This is a genomic window from Pseudodesulfovibrio sp. S3, assembly GCF_004025585.1.
GTDB lineage: Bacteria > Desulfobacterota > Desulfovibrionia > Desulfovibrionales > Desulfovibrionaceae > Pseudodesulfovibrio.
In genome coordinates, this window is record NZ_QTZO01000008.1 from 94,834 (window position 1) to 113,283 (window position 18,450).

Sequence of the window (18,450 nt, forward strand, 5' to 3'; positions counted from 1 at the left end):
TGCTGGTTACGCGAGTCAGTGAGGGCAGGCAAGCCCGGACCGGGATTGCGCTCTGTGCACGGATGGTGGATGATGGGCGACAAATGAAGAATATTCTGATCAATGCATTGCCGATGACGGTCGTGGGCACCGGCATAGGCCGCTATCTGCGGGGGCTGGCCGGTGCTGTCGAGGCCGGATACGGCGGAGCCGTAAGGCTTTCCTATTTTGTCGGGGACCGTGTCGTGGATGAGCCTCCTGCCGTGCGGGGCGCGGGATGGCGGGAGCGTCTCGGGCAATTGTTGTGGCGGATGCCCCATCCGGTGGGGTACGGGGCCAGGCTGGTTCGTCACGCCTGGACAGAAAAATGTTTCAGGCACATTTGTTCCGGGTATGACGTGTATCATGAGGCCGGGTATTTTCCGTTCAAACCGAGCGAAAAAGTTCGGACCGTGCTGACCGTGCACGATCTTTCGCTACTGCGTTTTCCCGAATGGCACCCCAGGGAACGGGTCTGTTATGCTCAACGGTTCTTTCTGGAGCGTCTGGACTTGGTCGACGGGTTCTGCGCCGTGTCCGAATTCACCAAACGGGAGATGGTCGAGCATTTGTCCATTGATCCTGCTCGCATCATTGTCACCCCGCTCGGGTTTGACAATACCTTGTTCAACGAGGCGGACGACCCCGAGGCGCAAAAGGTCCTTGTCGGTGCCGGTATGCCGGAAAAATTCATTTTGTTCGTCGGTAGCGGTGATCCGAGAAAAAAACTTGATCTGGCTTTGGCTGCGCTGGAAAAGTCTCGGAATCCATTGCCGCTGGTGACGGTCGGTTGGAGCGGCTGGAGCAGGATGGATGCGCCAGGGGTTTTCAATATGGGGTACGTCACTGACCGGGTGCTCGCCCAGTTGTATCGAAAGGCAGAATTGCTGGTTATGCCCAGTCAATACGAGGGGTTCGGGCTTCCCGTTCTGGAGGCCATGGCCTGCGGATGCCCGGTGTTGACCTCTGATGCCGAAGCTTTGCTGGAAATCGGCGGGGATGCGGTCGAATCCGTGAGGGATGTGCGGGATGCGGACCTTTTCGCCCGCAGGCTTGACGCTCTCTGCGATTCGATTGCTCAACGGACACTCATGCGTGAGCGGGGCAGAAATCGGGCCCGTGAGTTCTCATGGGAAAGGACAGCCCGCACCACTGTCGGGGCGTGGTGAGCGTCAAAGGTCTTGTTGAGAGAAAGTCTATAAAAAATGATAAAGTTTGACATTGTGTGTGGTTATGGATTATTAACACTATATATAGAGATTCTATTGTTTATGTAGTTGATTCTATTAATGTTTTTTGGAAGAGGTGCGTCGTGAAACGGATGGCCGTATTGTCTTTTGTTTTGTTGGGACTGTTTTTTGCCTCTGCGGCCTTTGCCGAAACGAACGGGCAGGAACAGGCGACCAGCGATATCGTACGGACGAGCAGTCAGGCCTTGACCACCATGATTCAGGGGCGCGTGGCTACCATTGCAGCTCCCAGACCCGGCGGCCTGCAACAGACAGCCAATAAGAAGATCGATAAAAACGGTAATTTCGCTTTTTCCATGAATGCCGATGAACTGGGTCTCTCCTCTGGAGAAGACGGCAATTCCATTGGCATATGGGGCATGGGGTCGCTCATGCATTTCGAAGGTTCCTCCACCGGAGCCAAGTACGATGCCGAAGCCTACAACCTCATGGTCGGATTGGACTACAGGGCCACGCCGGATCTCCTGGTTGGTCTTGCCGCCGGATACGGCATCCTTGATCTGGACAAGAAGGATTGGAATGGAGGTGCGGACACCGGGACGCTCAAGACCGACCACGAATGGACCGTCATGCCCTATCTTGCCTACAACTTCACTGATTACACCATCCTCGATGCGGCCTTTGCCTATACCGACAGCCGGTACAAGGACGACGACGGGACCAACGTCGGCAGATATGATTCCAGCCGGTATCTGACCAACCTGGGCATTTCACAATACTATGCAATCGACAATTGGATGCTGAGCGGTCGTCTCGGATACATGTACGTGCACGGCGACCTGTCCTCCTATTCCCGCGGCGGCACCAACATCGCCAACCCGGACAGCTATCTGGGCCAGCTCAATGCCGAAGCCAAGGCATCCTACTTCTTTGAGAGTGGAATCGAGCCCTACGCTGCCCTGAGGTATTTCTACGACACCAGCACTTCGGCCACGCCGGTCGACTCCGATTACGACGAATTCGAGGGATTGATGGGCCTGAACTGGTATGCCACCGACCAATGGATCGTCAATTTCGAGACCGGCGCCAGCCTCGGCAGGCAGAAGTTTGAAGCCTACCGCGGTCAGGTGAACATCCGCTACGAATACTAATCGACAGCGATTGAGACGGAATAGGGGGGTGGCTTGCGGCCACCCCCTTTTTTTTACCGGGTGTTCGAATAGGTTGTCAGTCAAATGTTTTTCGGGGTAGTGGCATAGCATGTACGACTATGGAAAAGTGGCAGTGATACTGCCTGCGCTCAATGAGTCCGTGACCGTTGGTTCGGTGGTTGACGGTGCCTTGCGTCACGGATGTGACGTCTATGTCGTTAACGACAACAGTGCTGACAATACATCGGAGAAAGCCTTGGAAGCCGGGGCGCAGGTCTTGACCCTGCCATTCACTTCCGGTGCCTGGAATGCCATACAAACCGGTATCCTCTATGCCGTGAAGCTGGGCAAGTACGAGTATTTCCTGACAATGGACGCTGACGGACAACACGATCCGGAAAGTATTCCTGCATTGGTGGCCTGTATTGAATCCTCCCATGCGAATGTCGTTGTCGGCAGTTGTCCCCTGCGCGGGAGCAGGGCCAGGCGGTGCGTCTGGAGCCTGTTTACGCTCCTGACCCGGTTGAAAATCCGGGATATGACATCCGGGTTGCGGCTGTATGACAAATCCGCCGTAACGGCTGTTTTGACCAGGGAGGCGGCCATGTATGATTATCAGGATTTGGAAGTGTTGCTTTTGCTGCGTCGCCGGAAGATGAAAATCGCTGAATTGCCCGTGGTCATGCATCCCAGAAGGGACGGGTCTTCCAGGGTGTACCGATCCTGGTGGGCGGTGGCGGATTATATGGTCAGGACCTGCATGGGAATAGTGGCGGATTGGGTCTCGGCTTCGGGCAGACGGGCTGGGGATTGGAGGGAATATGACTCCATATAATGTGACCGCTGCGGTGATTTCACTTTTTTTCGTGGCTGTCATCCTGTTGCTTGTTCGGCGTCAGCGGCTGGGCAATCGCCACACCCTCTGGTGGTTGTGTACGGTTGCCGGTATGCTGGCCATCGGCCTTTTCCCGTCCATGGCCGACTGGGTCGGCACGAAGCTGGGCGTACACTATCCGCCTGTCCTGCCTATCGTCCTGGCCCTGTGTCTCATCTTCGTGAAGATTTTGACCATGGATATCGAATGGACCCGCCAGGAGTCCCGGATTCGGATACTGGCGCAGAAGATGGCGGCCTATGAGGCGGATATTCGTGAAATCAAGGCGATCCGTACCGGGGAATCCTCCACTGAAGACGAAGCTTCCCTGTGAACGGCGTGGGGCAGATCATGATCAATGGCAATGCTATCTCCTGGAATCGGACAGTCCCTTATCGGTTTGACGTGTCCGTGTTCGCGGTCGGGGTGCTTTTCCTGCTCTCGGCTGGAATCATTGTGTCCGGATGCGCCCGCAAGTTTCCGGTCCAATCTTTTTCCGGGGAGCACGGATTCACACAAGAGACGTTTTTGGGCGAAAACTTTGACCTGAAATGGTTTTGGCGAGGGCAGGGCGATGTCCTGCGCGTCTATATTGAAGGCGACGGCAAGGCCTGGCTTTCGCGTTCCCGTCCTTCCTCTGATCCAACCCCCGACGATGGTGCGGCTTTTCGGCTGGCCGCGGCGGATACCGGCACTGCGGTCATGTATCTTGCCCGCCCCTGCCAGTTCGTCGAGGGGGAGCAGGCAAGGAACTGCATCACGCCGTTCTGGACTTCCGCCCGCTTTTCCGAACCGGTCATACAGGATCTTTCCCTGGCCCTTGATGCCGCGAAAAGTCGGATCGGCGCCCGGCGTTTGGAGCTGGTGGGCTATTCCGGCGGCGGGGCCGTGGCCGTGCTGCTGGCTGCCAGGCGGGACGACGTGGACTTGATCGTGACCGTGGCCGGGAACCTGGACCACACCTTGTGGACGGAGATGCATGGCGTCTCGCCCTTGCGCGATTCGCTGAATCCGGTGAATGTTGCACGTGGCGTGCAGGGTATCAGACAGGTCCATATTGTCAGTGTTGACGACGAGGTCGTTCCGCCTGCGGTGGTTGAAAGCTATGTGCGGGCCATGACCGATACCAATACGGTGCGCATCGTCACGGTGAAAGGCGTGGAACATGACGGTGATTGGCGGGAGGCCGTTGCCGCTGTCTTTGCTGACCAGGAGCCGGACAAGTGATGACTTCTGGGCATCAACCCTTGCCGAAAACCTGGCTGGCCGGAGTCGTGTTTTGCGCGGTAATGATAACCGTGGTTTTGGCCGTGCACCACGGCAACCTGATGGCCGGGCAGGGGTTGCTCCGGGACAACGTTCCGATCGTGGGGAACAACGACGGCTATTTCTATCTCGATCGGGCAACTTCAATCGCTGCAGAGGGCCGGGGGGTTGCCGGAATTTTCACGGACAAACGGCAGTCCATGCTGTTGCCCTACCTGTTGGCGGCTGTAGCCGGAACCGACAGGAGTACACTGCATCTCATGGCAGCCTACATCGGGCCGGTCCTGAGCTTGTCCATGCTGCTGGCCGTGCTGCCGTGGGCCATGGAGTTCCGTTCCCGGTTCGTGATGGCGGCAGCCCCGATTCTCGCGCTCCTGGCACCGTACTGGATCGCACGCACGCACGTCGGTTTTCTCGACACGGACAGTCTGGTGCCGGGGCTGTGCTCTCTGTCCATGTATTGCCTGTTCAGGTTTGCTTCCGGCACGCGCAGACGTACTGTGTGGGCGCTGCTCTATGTCGTGCTTTTGGCCATCTTGTGGTTTTGGTGGCGACCGGGGGCGTTTTTAGTCGGCGGTTTTTTGTTCTGCTACCTGATCTATCCGTCATGGGCCCGGACCGATGTGCTGCTCAAGGGGGTGCTGGTTGGTGCCTTTGTGTGCGCTGTCGGATTGGCTGTGGCCGGGATCAGGCCGTTTTCGGAATATGGGGCCTATGTCTCGGCTCATCTGGGACTGGTCTTCGGCGGTACGGAGCAGGACCTGCTCGGCACCGCCATTCGCGAATTGGGCGGAGTGAGTCCGGGAATTTTGGGCCAAAAGACCCTGGGCAGTCCCTGGCTGTTGCTTCCCGTCGTGTTGGGGGCGGCGGGGTACTGCTTCCGGTATCGTTGGAAGGCGTTGTTTCTGATGTCCATGGGATGTTTTGGTGCAGCGAGCATGATTTCACAACGGTTCATTCCTTTGTTCGTGCCGGTTGCCGCCCTTTTGGCTGCCTACGGCGTGGCGCTTTGCGTGACCTGGGTGATCGGATTCTTCGCGCGTTTTCCAGGCGGTGAAAGCATGGCGCGCCCAGTGATGACCGTCGCCGGAATGGCGTTTCTGCTTACATGCGCCGCAAGGAACGCCGTGCACTATGAACCCGAGTCCTATTTCAGCAAGAGTGATTTTGTCCTTGCCGACACCGTCAGACGCACCCTGCCGCCTGAAACAGTCCTTTGGTCATGGTGGGATTACGGATATTTTCTGCAATATCTTACCGGGATGAAGACGTTTTTCGACGGCGGTTCCCAGACGGAGGCGACCTGCTTCGTGGCGGCATATCCATTGATGCAGGAAGACCTGGCGCGTGCTTCAGCCTGGATCAGGCATTACGCCTTTGCCTGGCCGAGACTCGACACGGGCATGCGTGGTGCGGGTTGGGACGAATATGTGACCTCGCTCACCGAAGGCTTGGGAGAAGATGATGGAGAGGCTTCAGTCGCGTTGGTGCTTCCGGCGCGGGTGAACACCACGGTCGGCTATCTTTATTCCTTTGCACATGTCTTTGATACGACCGTGCCGCCGGTGGCCAACCACTTGGATATATTCCCCAAGACAGGCTTTGCCTATGATGCCGATGCCCAGACAGTGGTGGTTCCCGAGGCCATGGTGGTCAAGGGCTACGACAGTGTCGGCAGTGTGCTGGATGCTACCGGAAAGGAACCGGGGCAGCTGGATTTCACGGCGCTCCCGGACCCGTATCTGGTCTTTTCACGCACCACGGACTTCCTGGCCGTGACGGACAGGGCGGTCATAGGGTCCGTGCTGTTCCGCTTGCTCGGTCTCTTTGAGTATGACCGCCATTCCTTTGAGCCGCTCTATTTCGATTCGCGTTCAGGGGGTGTCTGGCTGGTGCGCTAATTCTGGATACTTGGTGTTGATTACTGGCGAATCCGTGGTCTGATAACGGGCTTGGGCTCGACAACGGGTGTCGGCGTGATGATGACCGGCTTGACCGTTGGCTGGGGGGCAACCACGGGGGCGGTGGGAGTGGTCATGGGCGCCGTCTTGACTGTTGGTGTTGCCGTGGGTGCTGTTTTAACCGTTGGCGTGGTCGTAGGGGCAGTCTTTAATGCCGGTGTTGTGGTGGTTTTTGTGTTTTTGAGCGTCGGCGTTGTGGTGGTCGTGGTTTGTTTCAATTCCTTTGTCGGCGTTTTCATCAGGGTCTTGGTGGGCGTTTCCTTGGCGGATTTGCCCGTCACGGCGGGGGCGGCCGATTCGGTCTTGGGTGCGGCCTTGGGAGCGGAGCCCAATCTCAGGATGCTGTTGAACATGGTCGGTGGAATGGCCGTGGGCTTGAAGATGATCCCGGTCACGGAGATTCTCGACCTCAGCCCGCTTTGGGTGATGCGCAGGACCTGTTTGGCTGTCTTGATTTCCAGGGCATGGCTCGGCCCGAGATGCAGGGCGCCCGCTTCTTCGCCGTCAGGCTGGACTATGGAATAGACGTCGGACCCCCGTATGCCGATGGTGGCCAGGGGAGTCTGCATGTTGAAACCTTCTGGATTCGCCTTGACGATTTCGCCAGTGATCGCCCTGAATGTGCCTTGAGTAAACTTGAAGAGCAGTTCTGCGTTGGAGTCGTCGAAGACGTAAGTATCAATGGAAGCATGGCTGGATTCGTCGAGGGTGAGAGTCGTTTCATCCTTGAAGAGAACGCTCAGCTGCGCACCGGCACCGGTTTTCAGATCATCCTTGAGCATGATGGGCTGGTCCTGTTCGGCGTTCAGGGTTTTGTTTTCCCGGATGATCAGGCATTCACCGGTGGCTACTCGCACGGAGCCGACCTGATCGGTCGCCCATGCGGGCAGGGCCGACAGCATGATGATCGCCAGCAGGGCCAATGACGGTATGAGCTTGTTTGTGTATCGCATGTCGTGTTTTGGTTGTTGGTATCCTGATGCATCCTTTTGAGACACTGTTTTGTTCAGATTTCTTTATATAACTATTTTTCCGTTTTTGCCATACCTTTAGCCAAGGAGTGGAATCTCACCTTGGCTAAAGGTATGGCATAGGGGGCTCCCCCAGCCTTGCCGGAGCTGCCTTTGACCTTCGAAAGACCCTTGTTCTTGGTCAGTGCAGGGAACTGATCATGTGGCGCAGTCGGCGGTGGGCAAACCAGAAAAACAAGCCGCCGATGGCGGCCATACTCAGGAATGAGGGCCAGATGACCGAGAGGCCTGCGCCGCGAAAGAGGATGGCTTGGGCCAGGGAGACGTAGTGGGTGGTCGGGGCCAGGGACATGATCCATTGGATGGTTTCGGGCATGCTTTCGCGCGGGGTGGTACCGCCGGACAGGATCTCCAGAGGCAGGAGGATAAGGATGGCCAGTAGGCCAAACTGGGGCATGGTCCGGGCCAGGGTGGCCATGTAGATGCCGATGGAGGTCGCCGCAAACAGGTAGATCATGGTACAGCAGGCGAAGAGCAGGGTTGAGCCGTTGAGGGATACGCCGAGTACGCCCTGGACCATGCCCTTCAGGGAGAATGCCGAGACCAGCAGCACTACCAGTCCCATGGACCAGACCTTGGAGAGCATGATCTCCAAGGGGGTAACGGGCATGACGAGAAGGTGCTCGATGGTGCCGTGTTCGTTTTCACGGATGAGCGCCGCTCCGGTCAGGAGGATGCCGAGCAGGGTGATATTGTTGACGATGGAGTTGATGGCCGCGAACCAGAACTGGCTGACGTTGGGATTGAAGAAGACCCGGATGTTCAGGTCCACGGGCGTGGCGGCCGAACCCTGGTAACGCTGGGCATGGGCCCGAATTTCCCCGTCCACGATGTTTCGAAGGTAGTTGGTGCCGGTCTGGGCCTGGGACAGCCTGGTTGCGTCTACATTGAGCTGGAGGTCCGGGACGCGCCCGGCAATGACGTCCCGCTGGAAGTCGGGCGGGATGTCCAGGACGAAGGTGTAACGCCCGGAGTCCATGCCTTTGTCCATTTCGGCCAGGGTGATGTATTCCGGCGGCATGAACTGGGGGGGATGCAGGGCCGAGATGATCCGGCCGGAGAGCTGTGACCGGTCTTCGTCCACCACGGCCACGGTGGCCCGGTTGAGCGACTCGGGCTTGGCCTTGGCGTCGGCGTATACCGCAGCAGTGAACATGAACAGGATCAGGAAGAGCATGGCTTTGTCGTGGAACAGGCTGCGGAATTCCTTGACCCCCAGGGCAAGGATGTTGGACAGGCTGCCGAAAAACGCGTTGAGCATCTTACTTCCCCTGTTTCCTGAGGAAAAGTACGCTCAGGGTAGTGGTCACCGGGATGGCGGCCAGCAGCGGCCAGAATAAACCGGCCAAGTCGGCCAGGCCCAGCCCCTTGGAAAAGGTTCCGCTGCTGATCAGCAGGAAATATGTGGTCGGGTACAGGGAACCGATCAACCGTCCCGTCCCTTCCAGGGTGGAGACCGGGTCGATGAGCCCGGAGAACTGGATGGCCGGGATCAGGGTGAATATGGCCGTGCCCGCGATGGCCGCCACCTGGCTGGAGGTCATGGTGGAGGCGAGTAGGCCGAGGCCGGTGGTGGCTACCACATAGGCCACTGCTCCCGCCGTCAGTGTGGCCAGACTGCCGGTGAAGGGTACGCGGAACAGGGTCACGGCCAGGACGAACATGAAGGCAAAGTTGATCAGCGAGAGGGCGATGTAGGGCAATTGTTTGCCCACCAGGAACTCGAACTTGGTCACCGGCGTGGTGTAGACGTTGAGGATGGAGCCCATTTCCTTTTCGCGGACCACGCCCAGCGCCGTGAGCATGGCCGGGATGAATACCAGGAGCAGGGGGATGACCTTGGGGACCATGGCGATGATGCTTTTCATCTCGGGGTTGTAGCGGTAGCGCGTCTGCATGTCGTACAAGCCGCCCGATTTTCCCGACAGGGCGGCCAGTTTGCTTACATACTCGCTGTGCACGCCCTGGACATATCCCCGGGCGATCTCGGCCCGGCTGGGCATGGCCCCGTCAATCCATGCCCCCACCTCGGGCACGGCACCCCGGTCCATGTCGCGGCCGAAGTCCGGCGGGATCTGGATGATCACGGACACTTCACCCGCGACCATGCGCCTGTCTATCTCGACCGGGCCCGACACCGGCGCTTTGGGTGTGAAATACCGCGACCCCTCGTACTCCAGAAGGTAATTTTGGCTGGCCAGGGTTTGGTCCTGATCCAGAACGGCGAGGGACAGGTCCTCTACGTCCATGTTGATGCCGTAGCCCATGACCAGCATGAGGATGAGCGTGCCGAACAGGGCCATGCCCAGCCGGATGGGGTCGCGTTTGAGCTCCATGGATTCGCGGATGGAGAAGCTGAGCAGCCGGGACAGGCTGAACCGGGAGGTGGACACGTCCCGCTTGCCGTCCGCATCGGGCGCAAACGAGCCTTCCTCCTGCCAGGATTCTCCGGTTTCGCCCGCAGCCTCCTCAAGGTAAGCGATGAAGGTCTCTTCCAGGGTTTTGGTCCCTCGCTTCTCCTGCAGGACGAGCGGGGAGTCGGTGGCCAGAATCCTGCCTGCGTGCATCAGGGAGATTCGATCGCAACGCAGGGCCTCGTTCATGAAATGGGTGGAGATGAAGATGGTCACCCCGTCGTTGCGAGACAGGTCGATGATCAGCTCCCAGAAGCGGTCACGGGCCACGGGGTCCACGCCCGAGGTGGGCTCGTCCAGGATGAGCACATCGGGCCGGTGGAGCACGGCCACGGCAAGTTGCAGCCGCTGCCGGATGCCCAGGGGCAGGTTTTCGGGCCGGTCGTTGCTGAATCGCGACAGGTCGAAGCGCTTCTCCAGTTTGTCAATGTGCCGGACAGCCTCGTCCGGCGGCAGGTGGAAGAGCCTGGCGTGGAGTTCCAGGTTGCGGCGCACCGACAACTCGCCGTACAGGGAAAAGGCCTGGGACATATAGCCCACCCGCCGCCGCGTGGCTATGTTGCGGGCGTCCAGCTTGCGGCCCAGGAGCAGGGCTTCGCCCCTGGTCGGTTCAAGCAGGCCGGTGAGCATCTTCATGGTCGTGGATTTGCCGCATCCGTTGGAGCCGATGAAGCCGAATATCTCGCCCCTGTCCACCGAAAGGTTGACGTTGTCCACAGCGGTGAAATTCCCGAAACGCATGGTCAGGCCGTGGGCCTCAATGACCGTTTCGCCCTTGCTGAGCGGCGGAATGCGCAGTTCGTGGTGGCCGCGCCGCCGTTCCTCGGGCAGCAGGGCCATGAAGGCCCCTTCCAGGCTTTCGGCCCCGGTGCTCGCAAGCAGGTCCTCCGGCGTTCCCTCGGCGAGCATCCTGCCATCGTCCACGGCCACCAGCCAGTCGAACCGTTCGGCCTCTTCCATGTACGCCGTTGCGATAAGCACGCTCATGCCCTGCCGTCCGGCCCTGATGCGCTCGATGAGTTCCCAGAACTGCCGCCGCGAGAGCGGGTCCACGCCGGTGGTGGGCTCGTCCAGGATGAGCAGGTCGGGGTCGTGGACCAGAGCGCAGCACAGGCTGAGCTTCTGCTTCATGCCACCGGAGAGCTTTTGGGCGGGCCGGTCGGCAAAGTCGCTCATGCCGGTGCTTTTGAGCAGATCCCTGATGCGGCGGTCGCGCTCTGGCGCCGACTGGCCGAAAAGGCGGCCGAAAAAGTCGATGTTTTCCCGCACGGACAGGGTTGGGTAGAGGTTCTTGCCCAACCCCTGCGGCATGTAGGCGATGCGCGGGAACAGGGTTTCGCGGTGGCGCTTGGACCGCATGTCGCCGCCCAGGACCGTAACCTCACCTGACTGAATCTTGCGCGCCCCGGCCATGAGCCCCAACCAGGTGGATTTGCCCACCCCGTCCGGGCCGATGAAGCCGACCATTTTGCCGGTGGGTAGTTCCAGGGAGACGTCGTCGGCAGCCAGGGTTTTGCCGTAGCGGTGGCTGACGGCCGCTAACCGGACCACCGGGTCGCGTCTCGTGTCCGGGGTCACTTGGTCTCCTGCGGAAGGTTTACGGCCAGCCGATCGGGCCATGCCTTGTCCTGGTCGATGCGCACGTAGGCCATGCCGGGCAGCCCGGTCTTGACATACTTGGCGTAGCGCCTGAGCAGGTCGGGCTTGATGCGGGCCTTAATGCGAAACATGAGCTTTTGGCGCTCGTCGCGGGTCTCAACGGCCTTGGGTGTAAACTGGGCCACGCTGGCCACGAAGGAAATGTTGGCGGGAATGACATACTGCGGTGCGGCGTCCAAGATGACGCGCACTTCGCCGCCCATGGCCGTCCGTCCGGCTTCGGTCTCGGGCAGAAAAAAGGTCATGTACACATCGGTCAGGTCCACCAGGCTGACCACTTTGCCTCCCGCCCCGACCACCTCGCCGGGTTCGACCACGCGGTACTGGACGCGGCCCGGCTTGGGTGCGCGCAACACGGCGTCATCAAGGGTCTGTTCCAGCCGGTCCACCACGGCTTGGGCCGCGTTGATGTTCGCTTCGGCCTGGGCGACCTGGCTTTTGGCCGCCTCGACGGCGGCTTGGGCCGCCTTGATCTGTGCCTGGGCCGCCTGGTAGGCCGCGTAGGCCGTTTGCAGATCGCCCTGGCTGTTGTCCGCGTCCTGCTGGGAGATCACTCCACTCTTGATCAGGGTCTGGATGCGCTGATCGCTCTTGCTGGTCACGTTCAACTGGCTCTGTTGCCGGGCGAGGTCCGCCTTGGCCGTGGCCACCTCGGCCTGACGCTGGTAGACTTGAGCCTTGGCCGTTTCCAGGGCGCTCTCGGCCTTGGCCTTGTTGGCCTTGGCCTCGGCCACCTGGGCCATCTCGGCCTGCATGTCCATGCGCGCCACCACGACGCCCGCCTCCAGGTAGTCGCCCTCGTCCACCAGGATTTCGGCCACCCGGCCACCCCACTTGGTGGCCACGTCGATCTCCGTAGCCTCAATGCGGCCATTGCCCTCGGCAAACCCTTCCTCGATCTTGTCCAGGTTCATCCAGTACATGGCGCCAGCGCCACCCAGGACGACCAATATAGCGATGCCCGTCAGCCACGGGCCGGTCTTATGCGTCACGGAACCACCTCTCAGTTGTCGCGTTTCGGGTCCATCTGTCACCACGGGCGTCCTGGTCTTCGAAATGCACCAGTATGCTCCCGTGGAACCGCCTTGTTTGCCCGCACCATGGCCGGGGATGAAGCACGCATCCCGAATGGGCATGGATGGTTTTCGTTCAAAACCCTGCAGTTCCGGCGTTTCCGCTGGAGCATTCGATGCGTCTCGACTTTATGCTACGCGTCGTTCATAGACAAGGACCTAATTTAGGGGAGAAAGAAGTGGCCTCGGTTCTTCGGACCTCTGAGCGGCGGTTTAAGGCGGACATGTGGACTGCACTATCTGGCGGGGGAGCATCGGCGAAATCCGGCCGGGCCGCCGACCGGAACAGGGGAAGCTGCAGCCATCGACAGAGCCCCGTTTCGGACGTTGGCTGATGATGCGGCAGCAGGCGATGAGGGTTTTCGTGAATTTGCGGGCGAACCCACCAGTCAGGCCAAGGGGGTGGGGCGGGCGAAAACACCTTCTTCCGCAGCGGGGACCATGCATTCCCGCCTGTGCCGTAGTTGCGGGAAACCCGAAGCCCTTTCAGGTGTCCTGTGAACTCTTTTGTCTTGCCCGTCATGTGTTACGGAATCGGATCGGGCGGGGTCAGCCTGTTGATGGGGCTCTGCTCTTTTCCTTGGAAGCGTTCAAGGAAATCGCGCTGGAACGGCTCGATACGGCCAAAATCATTCATGGGGGGGTATTCTCGGATCGCACCCGGAGCAGCAGTCGTTTCAGGCCGAAGGCCGGTATTCGGACCTTGGCTTTTCTTCGGCCAGGCAGCCTGTCAGGAGAGACATCCTGACCGTGGAACGGCCCAACGAGTCCCGCAAGTCGTGCTGGATCACGTGGCGAAAGGAATAGAATGAGTTCTTCGGGTCAAGGTGATTCGGGGGAGTTCTCGATTTGCGGCGTGCGGTCTCTCCGGCGGCAGACGGTGGGTCAAATCACGCCGTAAAGAAGGAGACCACGTAAGTTGCCGGATAAAAAATAAAAAGGGTTGCGGCATGTCAGCCGCAACCCTTGTTCATATCTGGTGCCGAAGAGAAGACTCGAACTTCCACGGTCGTGAGACCACATGGTCCTGAACCATGCGTGTCTACCAATTCCACCACTTCGGCACGTTCAGGAAGAAGATCACTATAAAAGAACCGCGCGATTGGCAAGCACTATTTCGCAATTTTCAGACAGAAAAACAGGGGTTGCGGCCCTTTGGCCAAGGCCGGAGCCGGAATCCCCGGTGACGCAGCAAGGCCTTTTTTTGCGCCTTGAATTCCGTTTGGAGTATTTAAGCATATCAGATACGACTTCTGTCACGGGTTTGAGTATTTTCGTGACCAGATTGTCTTGGATGTCGATATGTTCATATAAGATGCAACGCTTATTTCACGATTACCCTAGCGGAGAAACCCTCAATTTCAGGAGCATTCATGAAACGGTTAGTTGTATTTATTCTTGTTTTTTCACTGTGTCTGTCTTCGGGGGCATTCGCCGCTGATCTTTTGATTGCCCAGGCCGCCAACTTCACCCCGGTCATGAAGGAAATCATCCCCGCCTTTGAAAAGGCCACCGGGCTGACGGTGCAGGCCACCTACGCCTCAACGGGAAAGCTCTACGGGCAGATCATCAGCGATGCACCGTTTGACGTTTTCTTGGCTGCTGACCAGAAGCGTCCCGACAAGCTGTATGCCGACGGTCTCGCTCAGGAACCTTTTGTTTATGCCAAGGGGCAGGTGGTCCTTTGGACAAGTGAAAAGTCTTTGTGCGGACAGAATTGGAAGGCCGCTGTGCAGAATCCGGCAGTGAAGAAAGTCGCCATCGCCAATACGGAAACAGCGCCTTACGGTACTTCGGCCATGAAGGCCATGCAGGCCGTCGGCATATGGGACACTATGCAGCCCAAGCTCGTCTTCGGGCAGTCCATATCCCAGGTGTTCCAGTTCGCATCGACCGGTGCTGCGGATGTCGGTCTGTGCGCCTATTCCTCGGTCTTTACGGATGAAGGCAAAAAGGGGTGCTTCGTTGTCGTGGATGAAGCCCCGCCCGTCATTCAGGCAGCCTGCATCCTCAAGTCCGCACACAACCCGGAAGGGGCTGCCAAGTTCGTCGAGTTTCTTTCGACGCCTGAAGTCCAAGCCCTCAAACAGAAGTACGGATACAAATAAAAATGGATTGGTCTCCGCTCCTTCTCTCGGCAAAACTGGCGTTTTGGACCATGCTGCTGATTCCCGTTTTCGCTTCTCCGCTGGCGAGTCTGCTGGCGTTCGGAAAGTTCAGGGGAAAAAGTCTGCTCGATTCCGTCATCACGCTGCCCATGGTCATGCCGCCAACGGTTTTAGGGTTTGCCCTGTTGGTGGTCATGGGGCCGAGAGGGGCGGCTGGGGCTTTGTGGGAAGATATGACCGGGGAAAGGTTGGTTTTCAGCTTCGCGGGTATTCTGATTGCGTCGTTGATTTTCAATCTGCCCTTTGCGGTCCAGCCCTTGCGGGCTTCCCTCGAGAAGCTTGATCCGAGGTTGCTTGAAAGCGCGGCCATTCTCGGCCTGTCGCCGGTCGCGACTTTTTTTCGGATTGTCCTGCCGAACTGCCTGGGAGGATTGGCCGCCGCATCCATACTCGTGTTTGCGCACAGCCTTGGCGAGTTCGGCGTTATTCTCATGGTGGGCGGCAGTATTCCCGGAGAGACGCAGGTGGCGTCCATCGCCATTTTCGAGGCAGTGGAGTCCCTTCGATTCAACGATGCCTTCCTCATGTCCGCCGCGTTGGTTCCGGTCTGTTTCGCGGTGCTCATGATAATCAACAAGATCAATGCGAGGCAATCGTGATGCTGAGTGTGGATATTACCAAACGACTGAAGCATTTTGATCTGGAGTTGGGCTTTTCCTGCGCTCCAGGTGAGTTGACAGCAGTGATCGGCCCGTCAGGCGCCGGGAAAACCACACTCGTCAGGTTGCTTGCAGGGTTGGAGAAGCCGGATTCCGGGCGGATCACCTTTGGCGAAACCGTCTGGGCCGACACCGATGCACGTGTGTTCGTTCCGGCCCGGAAACGGGGGCTGAGCCTGGTCTTTCAGGATTACACCCTGTTCCCGCATCTCAATATCCGCAAGAATGTGGCTTTTGCCGCGCCAAATCCGGAACGGGTCGAGGAACTCATGGACATGTTCGGCATCCGGCACCTTGCGGCAAGCAAACCAGCCTCGATCTCCGGTGGCGAGCGCCAACGGGCCGCCTTTTGTCAGGCCCTTGCCCGCGAACCTGTCCTGTTGCTGCTTGACGAACCCTTTTCCGCCCTTGATGTGGCAAATCGCAGGAATCTGAGGAGCTGTCTCAAGGAATTGAAAAGTGAACTGAATATTCCCATTCTTCACGTGACCCACGACCTGGAGGAAGCCGTGTTTCTCGGCGACACCATCATGGCCGTGGAGAATGGTTCGGAAGCCCCGGATTGGTTGCAAAGGCAGAGCTTGTTGAGTCAGGAGGCCGTTGCAACTCCAGGATTCCAGGGGCCGGACCATGAGGAAAGACGGAGTTGCGAACAGGAAAAGGGCTACGCCCTCAACCGGGCGCTTCAGGGCTGCGGTTGAGGAATTGAAACGCGCGCCGCAGGGAAAGGATGTGTGTTTGGCCTTTCTCGGGAAGACGATAAGTAAAGGCTTGGAAGGTGTTCCTTCCAAGCCTTTTTCCCTGTGGTACTGATCCCTTACACGTGTCAGTCAAAGGGACGGCGCAGAGAGTCCTGTTCCCGTTAACCGACGAGTTTTCGGGCTGCTTTGAGGGCTGCTTCGTAATCAGGCTCTTCGGTTATTTCCTTCAGATATTCTACGTACTCAACCTTGCCGTCTTTGCCGACGACGAACACCGCGCGGGTCAAAAGGCGGAGTTCCTTGATGAGCGTCCCCCAGTTTTCACCGAAAGAGGCTCCGGCATGATCGGACAGGGTCTGCACGGCTTCGATTCCGGCGGCTCCGCACCAACGCGCCTGCGCGAAAGGCAGATCCATGCTCACTGTCAGGATCTTCACGTCATCGCCAAGGGCAGCGGCTTCGACGTTGAATCGACGGGTCTCCGTGTCGCATACCGGCGTGTCCAGGGACGGCACAGCCGCGATGATGAGCACCTTGCCGGTATAATCGGCCAGGGTGACGGGCGATAAATCGTTGGCGGAAACGGTGAACTCAGGAGCGTTGTCCCCGACTTTGATCTCAGGTCCCATCAAGGTCAGAGGGTTGCCTTGAAAAGTGATTATTCCAGTTCTTTCAGTCATGATGGCTCCTTTCTAGGATTAATTATTTTTTCCGAATATTATTGAGTATTCACGATGGGCCATTGAGGAGTCAACAAGAAACCAAGCTCAGTAGAAGTTGTTTATTTGATTCCCAGACGGTCTTCTCCATCGGGGGGCAGTAAATACCGGGAGTCAGGCGGACCATTTGTCGCAGGGGGCGTTGCCATGCCATCAGTCCTTGTGGGGAGCCGTTGGAAAAACAGTCAAGAGGGAGTTGCAAAGTCCTCCATCTTAGGGCTGCGAGTAAAGACTTCCGGTGGTTTTTCGTGGTTGCCCATATGGCAAAATCTGCTTACTCGCTTTTGCGACCGGTAATTTGTTCACGTTCTTCCGGTATGGATATTCGACGTTTGGGCAACCATTCCGGATACTGTGTCCGCATGTATTCGACAAGGGCCTCCCGAAGCAGGCAGCGCAAATCCCAAGCGGACGAGGCGTCAGGGGAGCTGACTATCGCACGCAGGGTGAGCGTTTCAGGCCCGGCGTCAGTCACCTGAAGGACGCAGGTCTTGCCATCCCACAGGGGTTTTGCCTGGATGCAGAGGCGGTTGAGCTCTTCACGCAAAGGCTCCAGCTGAACCGTGTAGTCTGCGTGGATAAAAACAGACCCGATTATGTCGGCATTTTTCTTGGTCCAATTTTGAAACGGTGTCTCTAGAAAATAGGTTATCGGGACGATGAGCCTTCTAAGATCCCATGTCTTTACCACCACATAGGTGAAGGTTATTTCCTCTATCCGTCCCCATTCCCCCTCAACGATGACCACATCATCCAGATTGATCGGATGCGAAAGGGCGACCTGCAACCCGGCGACCATTGCTCCAAGGGTTTTTTGGGCGGAAAATCCCAACACGAGGCTGGCAACACCGGCTGAGGCCAGCAAGGTGCCTCCAAGCATCTTGAATTGATCAAAAAGCATCAATATGCAAGCGGTGGTCAACAGCCAAATGAGAATGACGATGATTCTTTGGAGAACCTTGACCTTGGTTCGGACTTGTCGAGCTTCCAGGTTGTCTTTTACGGAGGTGTCGTATCGGCATTCGGTCATGTCGGAAAGCAGGTACACGACCATTGTCCCTGTCCAGCCAGCCAGAAGAATCAAAAGAATGCTCAAAAGAGTGCTGACCATTGCCGCTGTCTTTCCCTCCAGGCCGGCAATTGGCACGAGTATGACAAGGAGCAGCACAATACCGGCAAAAGGGGCCAGTGTTCGTCCTCTTTTCTTCAAAGAGTCGGAAAGCGCCTTTTTCAGGCTGGCATTTGAATCACGCGCCTTGCGTGTTGAAGACCACCCCCATACAATTCCTGCGAGAATGACAATTGCCAATCCGATTCTCGCCGACCATGCCGCAAAACTAACGGTTTCCATATCTGTCCCCTGTTGTCATCTGAAGATACTGTGATCCGGGTTACTATAGATATGGACAGTTGGTCCAGTTTTCAGGCGGCATTGTTCTTTTATCAGGAATTCACCTTTTTAGTCCGGCCAAGATATGTTTTACGCCGTAGTGCGTGAGGGGGATATTGGGGCGTGGTTTGGGCAGGAACCCGGCGGAGGCAAGAGTTTTGAATGTGAAAAATGAT

Annotated in this window: 15 protein-coding genes and 1 tRNA gene; 9 read left to right on the forward strand and 7 right to left on the reverse strand. The window is 58.0% G+C overall.

Translation table 11 applies throughout. From position 1 onward, the window contains the following. Positions 1-83: 83 nt before the first annotated feature. The 6 genes from DWB63_RS10690 to DWB63_RS10715 all read left to right on the forward strand — a co-directional run bounded on the left by DWB63_RS10690 (position 84) and on the right by DWB63_RS10715 (position 6,400). Positions 84-1,187 (forward strand): glycosyltransferase family 1 protein, encoded by a 1,104-nt coding sequence (locus DWB63_RS10690; protein WP_164879851.1) that lies wholly within the window; start codon positions 84-86, stop codon positions 1,185-1,187. A gap of 152 nt (positions 1,188-1,339) precedes the next feature. Beyond that, entirely contained in the window at positions 1,340-2,359 is a 1,020-nt protein-coding gene (locus DWB63_RS10695; protein ID WP_241648798.1) for an autotransporter outer membrane beta-barrel domain-containing protein, read from the forward strand. A gap of 109 nt (positions 2,360-2,468) precedes the next feature. Continuing rightward, positions 2,469-3,194, forward strand: coding sequence for a glycosyltransferase family 2 protein (locus DWB63_RS10700; protein WP_128328833.1), 726 nt, complete (start codon positions 2,469-2,471; stop codon positions 3,192-3,194). Beyond that, on the forward strand, positions 3,181-3,567 hold the full coding sequence (locus DWB63_RS10705) for a DUF2304 domain-containing protein (protein WP_128328834.1): 387 nt from the start codon (positions 3,181-3,183) through the stop codon (positions 3,565-3,567). The genes DWB63_RS10700 and DWB63_RS10705 overlap by 14 nt, the downstream gene beginning before the upstream one ends. Before the next feature lie 17 nt (positions 3,568-3,584). Beyond that, positions 3,585-4,460, forward strand: coding sequence for a hypothetical protein (locus tag DWB63_RS10710; protein WP_128328835.1), 876 nt, complete (start codon positions 3,585-3,587; stop codon positions 4,458-4,460). Next, positions 4,460-6,400, forward strand: a complete 1,941-nt coding sequence (locus DWB63_RS10715; protein ID WP_128328836.1) for a hypothetical protein — start codon at positions 4,460-4,462, stop codon at positions 6,398-6,400. The genes DWB63_RS10710 and DWB63_RS10715 overlap by 1 nt, the downstream gene beginning before the upstream one ends. A 20-nt stretch (positions 6,401-6,420) precedes the next feature. Here DWB63_RS10715 and DWB63_RS10720 read toward each other — a convergent pair whose 3' ends face one another. The 5 genes from DWB63_RS10720 to DWB63_RS10740 all read right to left on the reverse strand — a co-directional run bounded on the left by DWB63_RS10720 (position 6,421) and on the right by DWB63_RS10740 (position 13,701). Then, the gene (locus DWB63_RS10720; RefSeq protein ID WP_128328837.1) at positions 6,421-7,413 is read right to left on the reverse strand and encodes a FecR family protein; all 993 of its coding nucleotides are present in this window, start codon (positions 7,411-7,413) and stop codon (positions 6,421-6,423) included. 199 nt (positions 7,414-7,612) lie between these two features. Next, positions 7,613-8,752: an ABC transporter permease gene (locus DWB63_RS10725; protein WP_128328838.1), complete on the reverse strand. Its 1,140-nt coding sequence runs from the start codon at positions 8,750-8,752 to the stop codon at positions 7,613-7,615. A gap of 1 nt (position 8,753) precedes the next feature. Beyond that, positions 8,754-11,483 (reverse strand): ribosome-associated ATPase/putative transporter RbbA, encoded by a 2,730-nt coding sequence (gene rbbA, locus DWB63_RS10730; RefSeq protein ID WP_241648785.1) that lies wholly within the window; start codon positions 11,481-11,483, stop codon positions 8,754-8,756. Continuing rightward, positions 11,480-12,700 carry an HlyD family efflux transporter periplasmic adaptor subunit gene (locus DWB63_RS10735; RefSeq protein ID WP_241648786.1) on the reverse strand — a complete coding sequence of 407 codons (1,221 nt, stop codon included), beginning with the start codon at positions 12,698-12,700 and terminating at the stop codon, positions 11,480-11,482. The genes rbbA and DWB63_RS10735 overlap by 4 nt, the downstream gene beginning before the upstream one ends. 914 nt (positions 12,701-13,614) lie before the next feature. Continuing rightward, positions 13,615-13,701 (reverse strand) — tRNA-Leu (locus tag DWB63_RS10740). 309 nt (positions 13,702-14,010) lie between these two features. Here DWB63_RS10740 and modA point away from each other — a divergent pair. The 3 genes from modA to DWB63_RS10755 are packed head-to-tail and all read left to right on the forward strand — an operon-like array spanning position 14,011 to position 16,165. Then, the gene (modA, locus tag DWB63_RS10745; RefSeq protein WP_128328841.1) at positions 14,011-14,745 is read left to right on the forward strand and encodes a molybdate ABC transporter substrate-binding protein; all 735 of its coding nucleotides are present in this window, start codon (positions 14,011-14,013) and stop codon (positions 14,743-14,745) included. Positions 14,746-14,747: 2 nt separating this feature from the next. Beyond that, the gene (modB, locus tag DWB63_RS10750; RefSeq protein ID WP_128328842.1) at positions 14,748-15,404 is read left to right on the forward strand and encodes a molybdate ABC transporter permease subunit; all 657 of its coding nucleotides are present in this window, start codon (positions 14,748-14,750) and stop codon (positions 15,402-15,404) included. After that, entirely contained in the window at positions 15,404-16,165 is a 762-nt protein-coding gene (locus DWB63_RS10755) for an ATP-binding cassette domain-containing protein (protein ID WP_128328882.1), read from the forward strand. The genes modB and DWB63_RS10755 overlap by 1 nt, the downstream gene beginning before the upstream one ends. Before the next feature lie 161 nt (positions 16,166-16,326). On the opposite strand, the gene tpx is transcribed toward DWB63_RS10755, so the two are convergent. Beyond that, positions 16,327-16,845, reverse strand: coding sequence for a thiol peroxidase (gene tpx / locus DWB63_RS10760; protein ID WP_128328843.1), 519 nt, complete (start codon positions 16,843-16,845; stop codon positions 16,327-16,329). A gap of 313 nt (positions 16,846-17,158) precedes the next feature. Further along, positions 17,159-18,235 (reverse strand): mechanosensitive ion channel domain-containing protein, encoded by a 1,077-nt coding sequence (locus DWB63_RS10765; protein WP_128328844.1) that lies wholly within the window; start codon positions 18,233-18,235, stop codon positions 17,159-17,161. Positions 18,236-18,450: the final 215 nt, after the last annotated feature.

Bases quoted from the DNA above. Each gene is read 5' to 3' on its own strand.
- DWB63_RS10690 (WP_164879851.1), top strand. From the start codon at position 84: ATGAAGAATATTCTGATCAATGCATTGCCGATGACGGTCGTGGGCACC.
- DWB63_RS10695 (WP_241648798.1), top strand. From the start codon at position 1,340: ATGGCCGTATTGTCTTTTGTTTTGTTGGGACTGTTTTTTGCCTCTGCG.
- DWB63_RS10700 (WP_128328833.1), top strand. From the start codon at position 2,469: ATGTACGACTATGGAAAAGTGGCAGTGATACTGCCTGCGCTCAATGAG.
- DWB63_RS10705 (WP_128328834.1), top strand. From the start codon at position 3,181: ATGACTCCATATAATGTGACCGCTGCGGTGATTTCACTTTTTTTCGTG.
- DWB63_RS10710 (WP_128328835.1), top strand. From the start codon at position 3,585: ATGATCAATGGCAATGCTATCTCCTGGAATCGGACAGTCCCTTATCGG.
- DWB63_RS10715 (WP_128328836.1), top strand. From the start codon at position 4,460: ATGACTTCTGGGCATCAACCCTTGCCGAAAACCTGGCTGGCCGGAGTC.
- DWB63_RS10720 (WP_128328837.1), bottom strand. From the start codon at position 7,413: ATGCGATACACAAACAAGCTCATACCGTCATTGGCCCTGCTGGCGATC.
- DWB63_RS10725 (WP_128328838.1), bottom strand. From the start codon at position 8,752: ATGCTCAACGCGTTTTTCGGCAGCCTGTCCAACATCCTTGCCCTGGGG.
- DWB63_RS10735 (WP_241648786.1), bottom strand. From the start codon at position 12,700: ATGCCCATTCGGGATGCGTGCTTCATCCCCGGCCATGGTGCGGGCAAA.
- modA (WP_128328841.1), top strand. From the start codon at position 14,011: ATGAAACGGTTAGTTGTATTTATTCTTGTTTTTTCACTGTGTCTGTCT.
- modB (WP_128328842.1), top strand. From the start codon at position 14,748: ATGGATTGGTCTCCGCTCCTTCTCTCGGCAAAACTGGCGTTTTGGACC.
- DWB63_RS10755 (WP_128328882.1), top strand. From the start codon at position 15,404: ATGCTGAGTGTGGATATTACCAAACGACTGAAGCATTTTGATCTGGAG.
- tpx (WP_128328843.1), bottom strand. From the start codon at position 16,845: ATGACTGAAAGAACTGGAATAATCACTTTTCAAGGCAACCCTCTGACC.
- DWB63_RS10765 (WP_128328844.1), bottom strand. From the start codon at position 18,235: ATGGAAACCGTTAGTTTTGCGGCATGGTCGGCGAGAATCGGATTGGCA.